The organism is Rhodococcus mengyinensis, assembly GCF_048381435.1.
Classification (GTDB): domain Bacteria; phylum Actinomycetota; class Actinomycetes; order Mycobacteriales; family Mycobacteriaceae; genus Rhodococcus_F; species Rhodococcus_F opacus_D.
In genome coordinates, this window is record NZ_JBLWIT010000043.1 from 20,535 (window position 1) to 34,710 (window position 14,176).

Sequence of the window (14,176 nt, forward strand, 5' to 3'; positions counted from 1 at the left end):
GTCAGTCATGCGCAGCATCGCAATCGTCGGAGCCGGACAATCGGGGGCACTGCTAGCCCTCGCCTTACTCGAACGTGACTTCGAGGTCACCCTGGTGACCGACCGAACACCCGACGAGGTCCGGGTCGGTCCCGTCATGTCCAGCCAGTGCATGTTCGACTCGGCCCTGCAGATCGAGCGGGATCTCGGGCTCGACCGCTGGGAGGAGCGGTGCCCGCGCATCGACACGATGGCGTTGACTGTGGCGAAAACGCACGGCAGCAACGAGATCGCCGTGACAACCCCGTTGATCGGCTTCGCACAATCGGTCGATCAGCGAGTCAAGTGCGCGGACTGGGTCGACGAGTTCACAGAACTCGGAGGCAATCTGATCATCAAGGCGGCGAGCCCCACGGACATCGAAAACCTCGCCCAGAGCCACGACCTCGTCATCATCTCCAGCGGCAAGGGCGACCTCGGACGACTCTTCCCTCCGGATCCGGTGAAATCGCCTTACAACCGGCCGCAGCGGGCCCTGGCCTTGGCCTACGTGAACGGTCTCGCGGCCCACCCCGACGGCGCGGACCTCTCACTGAACATCCTCCCCGGGGTCGGCGAGTACTTCGTCCTCCCGGCTCTGACCACCACCGGGCCCTGTCATGTGATGGTGTTCGAAGGCGTCCCCGGTGGACCGATGGATTGTTGGGACGATGTCCACACCCCGCAAGAACACCTCGAGCGCGCCAAGGAGGTGCTGGCCGAGCACTTCCCGGCAGAGTTCGCCAGGACCGGTGACATCTCTCTGACCGACGAAGCCGGGGTACTGCGCGGCCGCCTGACGCCGACGGTCCGCCGCCCGGTGGCCGAACTCGCATCGGGCAGCGTCGTGTTGGGCATGGCGGACGCGGTGGTCCTCAACGATCCGCTTACCGGTCAGGGCAGCAACAATGCTGCCCAAGCCGTCGCCGTGTACCTCGATGCGATCGTGGACCGGGGTGACCGGCCGTTCGACGCGCAATGGATGCAACGCACCTTCGACAAGTTCTGGCGCGGATGGGCTCAGTGGGCCGTGTCGTGGACCAACGACCTGCTCCGTGGACCGTCCGACCCGGTCCTCGGATTGTTCGTGGCGGCACAGGACTCGCCGACCCTGGCGTCGGCAATCGCAACCGGTTTCGATGATCCACGCACCGTGCACAACTGGTGGTTCGACGACGCAGAAGCGCAGCGTGTGATCGACGCCGCCCGGGACGCCGAGCAGGCACAATTCGATCCCCGCGATCTACGGCGTGCCCTCGGCCAATACGCCACGGGGGTCACGGTGATCACCGCGCGGGCCCCCGATGGTCGGAAGATCGGTGTCACGGCGAACTCGTTCACCTCGGTTTCGATGGATCCGCCCCTGGTGTCGTGGTGCCCGGCGAGTAAGGCGCCGAGCCTCCCAGACCTCACGGCAGCAACCCATTTCGCCGTCAACGTCCTGGCGGCCAACCAACACGACCTGTCCCGGCAATTCTCGACGCCGGCCGAGGACAAGTTCGCGGGAGTGGCGACCACCGAGGGCATTGCCGGCGTTCCGCTGATCGATGACGCCATCGCGCATTTCCAGTGCCGAACAGTCCAACGAGTAGAGGCCGGTGACCACATCATCTTCCTCGGCGAGATCGAACAATACGATGCGGACCCCGGCGAACCGCTGGTCTTCCACTCGGGGTCCTATCGCCTGGTGACCAAGCATCCCGACTTCTGAATTGCAGCCGCGCAGCTGCTTCTCCACGGAAAGCGACACGAATCAATGGGTAAGTACATCGAGATCAGCAAGACCTCCGGTGAGTCGTTCGCCGCGTATCTTGCCGAACCGGCCCAGGGCTCCGGCCCGGGACTGGTTCTCTTACAAGAAATTTTCGGAATCAACGACTATATGCGGGACATGGCGGACCGGTATGCAGAGGAAGGCTACGTGGTCTTGGTTCCCGACCTGTTCTGGCGCTCGGGTGCTCGGCAGGAACTCGGTTACGACCAAGCCGGATTCACTCGTGGGCTCGAACTGCGTGACGAACTCGACGAGGACCTATCTATCACGGACATCGGCGACACCGTCACAGCCCTTCGTGGTCTGACCAATCACGTCGGGGGCGTCGGACTCATCGGATACTGCCTCGGCGGACTGCTCGCCTACCTGTCCGCGGTCCGGCTCGAGGTCGACTGCGCCATCAGCTACTACGGTGTCGGTGTCCACGATTACCTCGGTGAAGCGAGTCAGCTGACAGTTCCCATGGTCTTCCACCTGGCTGAACTCGACTCGTACTGCCCCGAGGATGCCCGAAACTCCATCCGCAAGGCGTTCGACGGCAACGACCGGGTGCGCATCTACGACTACCCCGGCGTCGATCATGCCTTCGCCACCCACGGCCGCGATGTCTTCGAACCCCTCGCCGCGGGACTGGCCTACTCGCGCACCCTCGAGGTGCTGCGCGCCACCATCGGACCCCGATACGATCTGTCTGCACTCTGGGACCGGCACATCTATTACGAGTTCGAGGCTCGGGACGTACCCGCCACCATGGCCACCATGGTCGACGAACCTTACGTCAACCACATCCCGACGCTGACCGGCGGCGTCGGGCAGAAGGACCTCTCACGGTTCTACGCCCACCACTTCGTGCACAACAATCCTGAAGATACGAAGTCGATCCCGATTTCTCGGACCGTCGGAGCCGATCGGATCGTGGAAGAACAGCTGTTTTGCTTTACGCACGACCGCGAGATCGACTGGATGCTTCCCGGTGTGGAGCCGACCGGACGATACGTCGAGATCCCGCTCGTTGCTGTTGTCACTTTGCGCGGCGACAAGCTGTACAACGAGCACATCTACTGGGATCAGGCCGGAGTGCTGGTGCAGATCGGCCTGCTCGATCCGGACGGGCTCCCCGTTGCCGGCATCGCACAGGGCAAAAAACTTCTCGACAAGACGCTTCCCTCGAACGAACTCATGCCCAGCTGGGCGAGCAGCGAGGGCAAACCGATCGATTAGCGACCTGCCGACGGTAGGTTCGCGAAGTAGGTCGATGCAGCCGCGTACGGCGCCCGCCGAGTGAGGGCGCGACCGTACGCCGGCTGCTGACGGCTCGCACCCGAGGTCCTATGGTGCCGTCACCCTGATCCCAACCACCATGGCGAACCGATGCGGGCCCCGTGCCGCGGCCTATGTCGTGGACACCGGCGGATCACCAGCGTCGCTGGACCCGGAGTCGTCCACCAATTGCGTGAGAAATGAACTCGGCACACGTTCCCATCCGCGTTGCCATCTGCCGAGCCGCAGATCGGTCTCGAGCGAGGCGACCACCTCGGCCACCGCTGACCCTGCGTCGAGCACGACGCGGGGGAGTTCGCGGTCGGCGCAGAGCGCCAAAGCCGGTACCACGAACTCTTTCGCCTCCGACGTACGGCCGGCTGCGAACAAACACGTGGTGTGCAGAAGCCTCGCCCGGAGCAGCGCTTTCGGCCGCGCCTGCCGGGAGATTCGCTCCACCAGCGCCTGCGATCGACGACACGCCGCCTCCGACGATTCCCGATCCGTCGGCGAGGCGGCGTGGAGCAGGAGCCGAATGTCGGAGTCTTCGTGCAGCTCCCACGTGATCAGGTCGATCCCGCTCGTGCGGGATGCCGGGCCGGCGCTGTCCCGTGGGACTGTCTGTGCCCATCGCGGATGCTCATCGAGAACCGCAGGAATGGCGAGCGCCAACCGTATCCTCTCGTTCCGGATTCGGGCGGACAACCGCGGCAACGTCAGCATGTCAGCGATCTCAGCCCCTTCGTCGAGGAGTTGGTACGCGGCTCCGAGATCTCCGCGCAGCGCCTTGATACGAGATCCGGTGCCGTAGGTCGCGAGCATGAAATCGGCGATGCCGCCCTCGGACCGAAGGCTATGACTGGCGTCGAGAAGTTCTTCGGCGTCGTATTCATGACCCTGCTCGTACAGCAAGTCTCCCAAGATCGCGCCGGCCACGCGGGTTGCATACGATTGCCCGCCGCCGGATTGTTTCGCCAGCCGTAGCGCCATCCGGAAGTATCTCTCGGCCGCGGTGATGTCAAGCTGTTCACGGGCGGCGATCCCGGCGAAGCAGTATCCGTATAGGACGCTGAACGGTCCCGATGTTTGCTGGTTGTATGGCGTCGCCCACTCCTGCCATCGGCGGGCCGCGGCGAAGTCGAACCGGTAGATCGCCTCGAAGGACGCGACGTTCGCCGCCCCCGAGACGACGAACGGCCGCACGGTCTCGGGCCGCTCTAGGCAGTCCGAGATCCGCTCGCTGAGCGTGTCGGAACGATCGGCGAAGAGCTCGACAACGGCCCTGATCAACGAAGCCTCGATCGACAGGGCGGTCGTGTCCTCGTCTGCGCGGGCGGGCAGGCTCAGCGACGCTTCGGCGCGGTCCAGCGCCCGAAGCGCCGAGGGCGCCGGGTGATGCAGCAGTACATGCGACCAGGCCAGTGCGATCTGTAACACCGGGTGTGCGATCGCCTGGTGGGATGGGAGCTTGTCGATCAGTCCGATCAGCGTCGTCATCTGGGACTGTTCGACCAATCGCATTCCGTCGCGTTCGACCCACGTCACCGCCAGGTCGGGATCATCCGATGCCAAGGCGTGATCGACGGCCTCACTGAGCAGGTGGTGCTCACCGAACCAGTGGGAGGCACGGCGATGAAGTTCGCCGACCATGTCCGGTTGGTCCCGCTCGAGCCGGCGGCGCAAGAACTCTGCGAACAAGTGGTGATAGCGGAACCACTCACCGTCCTCGTCGAGTCGTCGCAGGAACAGGTCCCGGTTCTCGATCTCCTCGAGCCGAGCCTGACCGTGACTGCTACCTGTCAGCGCCGACGCGAGTCCACCACTGATGCGTTCAGTCACCGACGTCGCGAGCAGAAAGTTGAGAAGGTCGGGTTCGAGCGATGTCAGGACGTTCTCGGCGAGATACTCGCCGATCGCGTGGTGGCGGCCGGAGAGTTGACCGATCAGCGTGGTCGGATCGGCGTGTCCCCGTAGTGAGAGGGAGACCAGTTGCAGGGCCGCCACCCATCCGTCCGTGGATTCGCGAAGATCGGCTACGTCGGCGGCGGTGAGGGCGAGCCCACCTTGGTCGGCCAGGAAAGATTTCGCCTCCGGCAGATCGAAACGTAGTGCAGTGGAGTCGATTTCGACCAATTCGTCGCGCACCCGCAACCGGCTGAGCGGAAGCCCGGCCTGGGTTCTGCTGGTCACGGTGAATCGCAGGTGGTGACAGTCGCTGTCGAGCAGCGCCGCCATCGTGGAAATCGTCGCCGTATCGGAAACTCGGTGCCAGTCGTCGATGACGACCGTGATCACCTCGCCCGTGTCGTGGATCTCGTCGACCAGTGTGGAAAGGACGTACAGTGCGGCTTGCTCACCCTGCTCTTGCAGCACCTGTGGCAGGTCGCGTGCGAGTGACGGTCGTATCCGCGCAATCGCTTCGAGGAGGTGCGCCAGGAACCAGACGACATTGTTGTCGTCGTTGTCGACGCTGAGCCAGGCGACGGGTGCTCCCGAGTTGGTCAACAGGTCGCGCCATTGGGCGGCGAGGGTGCTCTTGCCGAATCCTGCCGGTGCATGAATCAGCGCGAGCCGCCGATCCCCGCCGGCGTGCAGGGCCTCGATCAGGCGGCGCCGCTGCACTGGGGCACGGGGCTGGGTACGTGGCCGGTACTTCGTCGAGAAGCGTGGCGGCGTCACCGAGGGCGGCCCGGCGTGTTCGTCCGTACCACGGGCCAGGTCTGGGTGCCCGCGTTGCGTGATCTCCGCGTCTGTCGGGACCAGATCCGGGGATCCGGTGCTGGTGCGTCGTAGGGCTGTGCGGAGGTCCTGTTCGAATGCCTCTGCGGACTCCTGGCGGCGCGCGACCTCCTCCGACATCCCGCGTTCGATGACGCTGCACACCGGCGCGGGGATGCCGGTCTGGCGGAGGTCGGGCACCGGTTCGGAGGTAACTCGAAGAAATTGCGCGACCAGCTTTTCACCGTCGCGGCGCTGGAAGGCGGCGTGGCCGGTGATGAGACAGAAGAGAGTCGCGGCCAAGCTGTAAAGATCGGACTGCACGGTCGGGGCCCGTCCGGTGAACACTTCCGGTGCGGTGAAGGCAGGCGAACCCAGCACCACGCCGGTGCCGGTCTGGAAACCACCGTGGATGCGGGCGATGCCGAAGTCGGTGAGCTGGGGTTCGCCGTAGTCGGTGAGCAAGATGTTGGAGGGTTTGACATCTCGATGAAGGATCCCGGCCTGGTGCGCTCTGCCCAGGGCCCGGGCGATGTTGATGCCGACACCGAGTGCCTTCTCCCAGCCGAGCGGTCCGTCGCGGCGGATGATCTCCTCCAGAGAGCCGTGGCGGTGGTACTCCATCACGATGTACGGCTGACCGTGGGGCGTGCTACTGGCGTGGTAGATGGTCACGATGTTCGGATGGCCCGAGAGCCGGCCCATGGCCCGTTGTTCGCGGACGAAGCGATTCCGGTTTTCTTCGTCCACCCCGGAGAGCACCTTGATCGCGACCGTCCGATCGAGCGCAGATTCCATGCACCGGTAGACGACACCGAATCCGCCGCGTCCGATCTCTACGGGCTCGTCGAAGCCGTCCAGGATCAGGTCGCCGACGACAGTGGGGTGGACGTCGGCTTGTGTTGCAAAGGGATCGAAATCATCCACCAGTACGCGCCTTCAACGAACTCGGTCGGGGCAATCCAGCTCAGACCGTGACGTCCGCCACCGGTGCGGCCCGGTGCCGTTAGGTCTCGAACGCCGATCTATCGTGGGCTCGCACATGTCACCACCTCTGCCCCAGTATCACACCAGCGTGGCGGCGGTGGCACCCCGTTGATCGCGGCGACTCGAACCTGTGTCAGCGGAGACCGGAGCCACCTACAGCGACAGGTCCGGTTACGGGTGTGATCGGACCAGGTCGACTCGGTCCGCACTCGTCAGGGCGCCGCTTTCGAAAAGTCCGGGCGGGCCGTGGGGGCCGACATGCGACCAACCGAGCGGCCCACGGTTCCGTGTGGGCCCCGGCGGATCGCGCCGAGGCCCACACGGTCACACTGTGCCCAAGGCCGGAAGGATCACTTCGCGGCGATCGGCAGGCTCGGGATGTAGGGAGCGTCGGCGTACTTTCCGGACAGCAGAGCCCCGGCGCCGGGGGCGATCGCGGGCAGATCCAGTGCCCGCATCATCTGATGCGCGGTGGAGATCGCCGCCGAGACCACCGGCTTGCCGAGTTCGTTTTCCACGATCTCGATCGATTGCAGCGAGGGCATCTGAACGCAGGCGGAGAGGACAATGACGTCGGCGTCCTGGTGGTCGAGTTGTTTGGCGATACCCACCAGGTTGCGCGGATCATGCGCGGCTACGTCGAGATTGTTGGGAATCTCGAGCGCTCGGTAGTCACCGACGTCGATACCCTGATCCTTGATGTACTCGACCACGAGCTGGGTGAGTGGCTTCATGTAGGGCGCCACCAGGGCGATCTTCTTGGCTCCCAGCACCTCGAGCGCGGAGACCAGCGCGCCGGCGCTGGTGACCACGGGAGCCGGGGCCTCGTTGTCGAGGGTGATCTGCGCCAGCTTCTGTTCGGAGACGCAGTGGTACCCCTTGCCCATGCTCATGATGGCCACCAGGCACGCGTATCCGAGGACATCCACCCGCGCGTCGGAGAGTTCGGCGGCGCATCGGGTCGAGTCGGCGTCCATCGCCTCGAGTTCCTCCTTGGTCACCTCCTTCATCCGCATGCGGCTGGAGTGGAAGGTGAATCGCTCGGGGGCGACGGTTTCCCGCGCGCGAAAAAGGGCGGGGATCTCCGTTTCCATCGTCACGTTGGAGCTCGGCACGATCTGGCCGATGCGGTAAGGGCGGTTGTTCACCGGGATTCCTTTCTGATCGAGCAGGTGTCAGCGAGCATCGATGACTGGATTGCTCAGCGTCCCGATGGATTCCACGGTGCACTCGACGATGTCACCGGGGGAGAGGAACTGCTGGGGGACGAAGCTGGCGCCGACGCCGGCGGGGGATCCGGTAGCGATCACGTCTCCGGGCTCGAGGGTCATTCCGGAGGTGATGTCCTCGATCAGTTCGGGGATCTTGAACAGCATGTAGCGGCTGTTCGACTTCTGCTTGACTTCGCCGTTGACGCGCAGCGACAGGTCCAGGTCGTGCGGGTCGGTGAGATCGTCCGCGGTGCGGACGACCGGGCCGAAGGGTGCGTAGGAGTCCTGGCCCTTGGAGAAGAACCACTGACCGCCGCGGCGCTGATCGCGGGCGCTGATGTCGTTGATGATGCTGTATCCGAAGACGTAGTCGAGGGCCTCGGCCGCCGAGACGTTCTTTGCGGTGCGACCGATGACCACGGCCACCTCGCATTCCCAGTCGAGCTGATGGGTGAGGTTCGCGTTGTGGCGGATCGGCTCGCCGGGGCCGACGACGGCCGTCGCCGGCTTGCTGAACAGCACCGGGCGCTGGGGCAATTCCTTGTCGGTGTCGAGTGTGCGAGCCGACTCTGCCACGTGTTCGGTGTAGTTGAGGCCGACACCGATGATCTTGCCCGGGCGCAGCGGGGCGTGCACGGTGACCTCCGAGATCGGGAGACTGAACTGCTGCGCCTCGTCCCCGCCGACCAGCGTGGTCAGCGCGGCAAGTCCCGCACTGCCCTGGTTGATCAGGGTCGCCAGGTCGGCCGGCGCCTCGGCGCCGGTGCTCCGTGCCAGGGCGGAGACGTCGATGACCGTGTCGTCGCGCTGGACGCCGAGCCGGGGGGTGTTGTCACGAGTGGAGAAGGTCAGGAGAATCATGAACGGTCCTTATTCTGAGGGTTGGTGAGACATGGTGTACGGGGCGGGTTACAGGATCGGCTGCTGACCGTCGTTCTCCAGGTATGTCTCCTCGCGCCAGAAGGACAGCGAGCGCATCACTGGGAAGTCGTTGAACGAGAACAGGACCGCGTCGTCGCTGGTGCTGAGGTTGGCGTGTTCGTGCCACGCCCAGGAGGGCACGACGAAGATGTCACCCTGCTTCCAGTCGAATCGCCGGCCCGCGATGACCGAATAGCCCTCTCCCTTGGCCACGTTGTAGACGACCGATCCGGTATGCCGGTGTGCGCGGGTGTGTTGGTCGGCCCGGAGCAACTGGATATGAGCGCTCAACGTCGGCATCACCGACCCGCCGGTACGCGGGTTCGAGTATTCGAGCAGGATGCCGTCGAAGGGGGATCCTTCCGACGCCTTCGCCGCGTTCTGCAGGGCCGCGTAGGTCGGTTCCCAAGGGTAGGCGAAGAGCGGGGAGTAGGGCTTGGTCCAACCGTCCTCGAAGCCCACGGGACGCAGTTGGCCCGCGCCGTATGTGAGCAGCGAGGAGTTGATCACCGCCCCCCGCTCTTGATAGTGATTGGGGTGAACCTCGTAGAACCCGGCGTCGAGGGCATTGACCAGGGGGATGTCGAGTCCGTCCTGCCAGATGACCGGTTCGTCGGAGCCCTCGTTGCCGTGTTCGTGCCAGGTGAAGCTGGGGGTGATGGCGAAGTCGCGGGGGCCGACCTTCAGTTTCTGTCCGTCCACCACAGTCCAGGCGCCCTGGCCTTCCACGACGAAGCGCAGGGCGGCCGCCATGTGGCGATGCGCGGTCATCGACTCTCCGGGTCCCATTCCCTGCAGGCCGGTGTACAGCAGGCCGACGGCCGCGGTGACGTCCTTGCGCTCGGGGTTGACCAGGGCCACCACTCGTCGGCCGGCGTCTTCCGGTTTGACCAGGTCGAGCGAGTCGATGACGAACGGGCGGATGTCCTCGTAGCGCCAGAGGATGGGCACGGACGCCGGCTGCGGGAACCACGGCTCGATCTTGTTGGCCACGGTCCATAGCGCCACCGTGTCGCGCTTGCCGAGTTCGTCATAGAACGCTTCCAAGGCTTCGGTGTCCTTGACCCGAGCCCGACCGAGAACGTCGTCACTGAGTGACATATGTGTTCCTCCCTTTCGTCGGCGACGCATGTGTATGGCAATGGGCGCGTGCGGCCGACCTGAACCTGCGTGGATTTCGATCGAACTGTGCAAGCTGTCACCGCCCGCCGCAAAACCGAATATACACCTGTCTTGACGAGCGTCACAAGAGCGCTATAAAGTTCGGTCATCGACTTCGTTGAAAGGTGGTCAGTGACAGATGGCGAAAGTGACGATCGAACGGACGGTGGAGTGGTACGACACCGATGCTGCTGGCCACCAACATCATTCGTGCATCGTGCGATTCGTGGAAGCTGCAGAGGCAGCGCTGCTCCGCGAGCACGATCTGGCGTGGCTGTTCGGGGAGACTCCCCGGGTCCGCCACGAGGTCAACTACCGATCGCGGCTGTGGTTCGGCGAAACGGTGACAGTGACCCTCGAGGTTGTTCGCCTGGGTAACACCTCACTCCAGTACGCCTTCGAGGTGCGCGGCAAGGAGGGCGTGGCGGCGGACGGAACCCTCGTCGTCGCCCACGCCACCCCACAGTCGCCGACATCGACGCCCTGGCCGCAACCCGTAATCGACGCATTCGGCACGATTCGTGCCCAGGAAGCAGTGGTGACCAAGTGACCAGTCAAGAAGCAACAGCGCGTTCTGCACGAGTCGATGTCGGCCTGCCGTCGTTGAAGATCGCGGTGATCGGGGGCGGCCCGGGCGGCCTGTACTTCGCCGCTTTGGCCAAGCAACTCGACCCGCGACGGGAGATCACGGTATTCGAGCGTAACGCTGCCGACACCACCTTCGGCTTCGGCGTCGTCTTCTCGGATGAGACCCTCGACGGAATCACCGCAGCGGATTCGGCGATCTTCGCGGAAATGGAAGCCCAATTCGCCCGGTGGTCCGATATCGACATCCACTACCGGGGTCAGGTGCTGACCTCGGGAGGACATGGGTTCGCGGCTATCGAGCGACGGGCCCTGCTCAACATCCTGCAGACGCGGTGCGCACAACTCGGTGTCGACGTGCGATACGAAACCATCGCCCCCACCGCGGAAGATCTCGCCCGCACGCACGACCTGGTAGTGGCCGCCGACGGGGTAAATTCGATCACCCGCAAGTCGCGTCCCGACGCTTATCGGGCCGACCTCGATGTTCGGAACTGCCGATATATGTGGCTGGCGACCGACAAGATTTTCGACGCCTTCACCTTTATCGTCGCGGAGACAGAATTCGGGCCGATCCAGGTGCATGCCTATCCGTTCAGCAGTGAACGCAGCACCTTCATCGTAGAAATGAGCGAGAAGACTTGGCGTAATGCGGGATTCGATACCTTCGCCGCCGAGGAGGTCGCCGTCGGGCAGAGCGATATGAAAAGCGTCGAGTTGTGCGCCGGCCTGCTCGGCGAGCATCTCGATGGGCGCCGGCTACTGACCAACAATTCCCGCTGGATCCAGTTCTCGACGGTCCGCAACACGTCGTGGCGCGACGGCAACATCGTCCTCCTCGGCGACGCCGCGCACACCGCGCACTTCTCCATCGGCTCGGGAACCAAGCTCGCCATGGAGGACTCCCTCGCTCTTGCAGCGAGCCTGACAGTCGACGACCGGGACGTCCCACAGGCCCTGCTCCGCTACGAGCAGGAACGGCGCCCCGTCGTCGAATCCACCCAACGTGCGGCGCAGGCGAGCCTGGAGTGGTTCGAATCGATCGAGCACTCCGTCGGGCAGGAACCGCCGCAGTTCGGCTTCAACCTGCTCACCCGCAGCCGCCGCGTCACCTACGACAATCTGCGCGACCGCGATCCGGAATACATCGACACCCTCAACGATTGGTACCACCGTGCCCAGTCGCCGGACTCCGCCGAACAGCCGCCCCGTCCGATGTTCGAGCCCTATCGGATCGCGAACGCGCGGCTGAAGAACCGCATCGTCGCCGCACCTGTGGCCACCTACTCCGCCACGGACGGGCTGGTCGGTGACGCGGAACTGGTACGTCTGGGCGGCGCGGCGCTCGGCGGTGCCGGCCTGGTGATGACCGGCATGACCGCCGTCAGTGCTGCCGGACGCGTCACACCCGCGTGCGCTGGCCTGTACGCCCCCGAACAAATCTTCGCCTACCGGCGGATCATCAATCTGGTTCACAACAACACCACAGCGGCCATCGGCGTCCAGCTCAACCATTCCGGACGCAAGGGTGCGACCACCGTTCCCGCCGCCGGAACCCTCGGTACCTCCCTCGGTGAAAAGGGCTGGGAGACCGTCGGCCCGTCCGCGATCGCTTTCGGTGACCTTCCCGCGCCCCGCGAACTCGACGCTTCCGAGTTGGAGGGCATAGCCGAGGATTTCGCCCGGGCCGCCCGGGCCGCCGACACCGCCGGTTTCGATGTCCTCGAAATTCAGGCCGGGCACGGATTCTTGCTCTCGACCTTCCTGTCGCCGCTGACGAACCAGCGCACCGACGACTTCGGCGGAAGCCTGCGCAACCGCCTCCGATTCCCGCTTCAGGTCATTGATGCGGTACGGGCGACCTGGCCAAAGAACAAAGCGCTCCTCGTGCGGATTTCGGCGGTCGACTGGCACCCGGGCGGCACCACCATCGACGACGCCGTCGCCATCGCGCGGGCGTTCGCTGAACACGGCGTCGATGCCATCGACGTCTCCAGCGGTGAGGTCGTGGCCGAAGAGCGACCCGAGTACGGGCGCGGCTACCAGACCCCCTTCGCCGAGCGCATCCGCGCCGACGTGGGCATCACCACCATCGCCGTCGGCGCCATTTCCTCGGACGACGACGCCAACTCGATCCTGCTCGCAGGGCGCGCCGACCTCATCGCAATCGGCCGCGCGCACCTGCACAACCCCTCGTGGACCTTGCATGCCGCCGCCGAGATCGGATACCGCGGAGCGGGTGGCCAGTGGCCGACTCTCTACGCTGCCGGATCGGCAAAGCCGCCCACAGCCGGACGGGCGCGGCCTCAGCTGGCCTTGTTCGGGGAGGCGGAACACAACATCCACCAACGCTGGCGCCCAGGCGCAAGCGCCGTGACCGAGGCGGCACGCTGATGGACACCTTCCCACGTTTCACCGCGGCCGCCGTTCAGGCCTCCCCGGTGTATCTCGACCCCGACGCCACCGTAGAGAAAGCGGTCGGGCTCATCCACGAGGCCGCCGCGGCCGGCGCCACGCTGATCGCCTTCCCCGAGGTGTTCGTCCCGGGGTACCCGTACTGGAACTGGACGATGAACCCGGTCAAGGGAGGGGAGTGGTTCGAACGGCTGTACCGCGCCGCCATCGACATTCCCGGTCCGCATCTGGACACCCTCCGTGCCGCTGCGGCAGCCACCAAGACCACGGTCGTGATCGGTGTCAACGAACGCGGCCGACACAGCCTGGGAGTGCTGTACAACAGCGTCCTCACGATCGGGCCGGACGGCTCCCTGATCGCCGTCCACCGGAAACTGGTACCGACCTGGGCCGAAAAGCTGACCTGGACCAACGGCGACGGATCCACCCTCCGCGTGCACCAAACCGACGTCGGTCCACTCGGCGTCCTCGCCTGTGGGGAGAACACGAACACCCTCGCCCGCTTCGCGCTGCTGGCACAGGGAGAACTCGTGCACGTCGCCAACTACATCTCCCTCCCGGTGGCGCCGAAGGACTACGACATGGCTGACGCCATCGCCATCCGCACCGCGGCCCACGCCTTCGAAGGCAAACTGTTCTCGGTCGTCTCCTGCTCGACCGTCTCCGAGGAAATTATCGACATTGTGGCCGGGGACGACGAGGAAGCGGCCCAGATGCTACGGCGCGAGCGCAGCGCCCTGTCAGGGATCTTCGGACCCGACGGTCGCCCCGTCTCCGAACCTCTGGTGGACAAGGAAGGAATCGTCTACGGCGAGATCGACCTGGCACGCTGCATCGCCCCGAAGCAGATGCACGACATCATCGGTCACTACAACCGCTTCGACATCTTTTCCCTCAACGTCAACACCGCGCCGATGCAGCCGGTCACCTTCAACGGCGCGGGAGCGCCGCCAGAGCCGGAAGGCGTACTGATCGGCCCCTGGGGTGAGGACGAGATTCCGGCGAGATAGTCGCCCCGGACGGCACTCGCCGCATAGCTGGGATCCGTGCGGATCCGCATTGCTCGCGCACCGCAGACCCCGAGGACCGAGCTGTGGTGGCGGGCTCGGTACCGGGTCGGTCGAGA

Annotated in this window: 9 protein-coding genes; 5 read left to right on the forward strand and 4 right to left on the reverse strand. The window is 65.0% G+C overall.

What is annotated here, in order from left to right; genetic code table 11:
- The first annotated feature begins 7 nt into the window (after positions 1-7).
- Positions 8-1,729: a flavin reductase gene (locus ACNJ7E_RS07885; RefSeq protein WP_418339537.1), complete on the forward strand. Its 1,722-nt coding sequence runs from the start codon at positions 8-10 to the stop codon at positions 1,727-1,729.
- A gap of 45 nt (positions 1,730-1,774) precedes the next feature.
- Positions 1,775-3,013, forward strand: coding sequence for a dienelactone hydrolase family protein (locus tag ACNJ7E_RS07890; protein WP_280780135.1), 1,239 nt, complete (start codon positions 1,775-1,777; stop codon positions 3,011-3,013).
- 171 nt (positions 3,014-3,184) lie between these two features.
- Here the strand turns inward: ACNJ7E_RS07890 and ACNJ7E_RS07895 are convergent, their stop codons facing one another.
- From ACNJ7E_RS07895 to ACNJ7E_RS07910, 4 genes are all read right to left on the reverse strand, one after another.
- Positions 3,185-6,697, reverse strand: coding sequence for a protein kinase domain-containing protein (locus ACNJ7E_RS07895; protein WP_418339538.1), 3,513 nt, complete (start codon positions 6,695-6,697; stop codon positions 3,185-3,187).
- A gap of 410 nt (positions 6,698-7,107) precedes the next feature.
- Positions 7,108-7,905 carry a maleate cis-trans isomerase family protein gene (locus tag ACNJ7E_RS07900; RefSeq protein ID WP_418339539.1) on the reverse strand — a complete coding sequence of 266 codons (798 nt, stop codon included), beginning with the start codon at positions 7,903-7,905 and terminating at the stop codon, positions 7,108-7,110.
- A gap of 27 nt (positions 7,906-7,932) precedes the next feature.
- Positions 7,933-8,829, reverse strand: a complete 897-nt coding sequence (locus ACNJ7E_RS07905; protein WP_418339540.1) for a fumarylacetoacetate hydrolase family protein — start codon at positions 8,827-8,829, stop codon at positions 7,933-7,935.
- A gap of 48 nt (positions 8,830-8,877) precedes the next feature.
- Entirely contained in the window at positions 8,878-9,990 is a 1,113-nt protein-coding gene (locus ACNJ7E_RS07910) for a cupin domain-containing protein (protein ID WP_280780139.1), read from the reverse strand.
- A 199-nt stretch (positions 9,991-10,189) separates the two neighbouring features.
- Here ACNJ7E_RS07910 and ACNJ7E_RS07915 point away from each other — a divergent pair, with 199 nt between their 5' ends.
- From ACNJ7E_RS07915 to ACNJ7E_RS07925, 3 genes are read left to right on the forward strand one after another with little or no spacing between them, the layout of a single operon-like run.
- Entirely contained in the window at positions 10,190-10,600 is a 411-nt protein-coding gene (locus tag ACNJ7E_RS07915) for an acyl-CoA thioesterase (RefSeq protein WP_280780140.1), read from the forward strand.
- Positions 10,597-13,029 carry an oxidoreductase gene (locus ACNJ7E_RS07920; RefSeq protein WP_418339541.1) on the forward strand — a complete coding sequence of 811 codons (2,433 nt, stop codon included), beginning with the start codon at positions 10,597-10,599 and terminating at the stop codon, positions 13,027-13,029. The genes ACNJ7E_RS07915 and ACNJ7E_RS07920 overlap by 4 nt, the downstream gene beginning before the upstream one ends.
- Positions 13,029-14,060 carry a carbon-nitrogen hydrolase family protein gene (locus tag ACNJ7E_RS07925; RefSeq protein ID WP_280780142.1) on the forward strand — a complete coding sequence of 344 codons (1,032 nt, stop codon included), beginning with the start codon at positions 13,029-13,031 and terminating at the stop codon, positions 14,058-14,060. Before ACNJ7E_RS07920 ends, ACNJ7E_RS07925 begins: the two co-directional genes overlap by 1 nt.
- Positions 14,061-14,176 lie beyond the last annotated feature (116 nt).

Excerpts from the sequence above, each read along its gene's own strand:
- ACNJ7E_RS07885 (WP_418339537.1), top strand. The coding sequence starts at position 8 with ATGCGCAGCATCGCAATCGTCGGAGCCGGACAATCGGGGGCACTGCTA.
- ACNJ7E_RS07905 (WP_418339540.1), bottom strand. The coding sequence starts at position 8,829 with ATGATTCTCCTGACCTTCTCCACTCGTGACAACACCCCCCGGCTCGGC.
- ACNJ7E_RS07890 (WP_280780135.1), top strand. The coding sequence starts at position 1,775 with ATGGGTAAGTACATCGAGATCAGCAAGACCTCCGGTGAGTCGTTCGCC.
- ACNJ7E_RS07925 (WP_280780142.1), top strand. The coding sequence starts at position 13,029 with ATGGACACCTTCCCACGTTTCACCGCGGCCGCCGTTCAGGCCTCCCCG.
- ACNJ7E_RS07910 (WP_280780139.1), bottom strand. The coding sequence starts at position 9,990 with ATGTCACTCAGTGACGACGTTCTCGGTCGGGCTCGGGTCAAGGACACC.
- ACNJ7E_RS07915 (WP_280780140.1), top strand. The coding sequence starts at position 10,190 with ATGGCGAAAGTGACGATCGAACGGACGGTGGAGTGGTACGACACCGAT.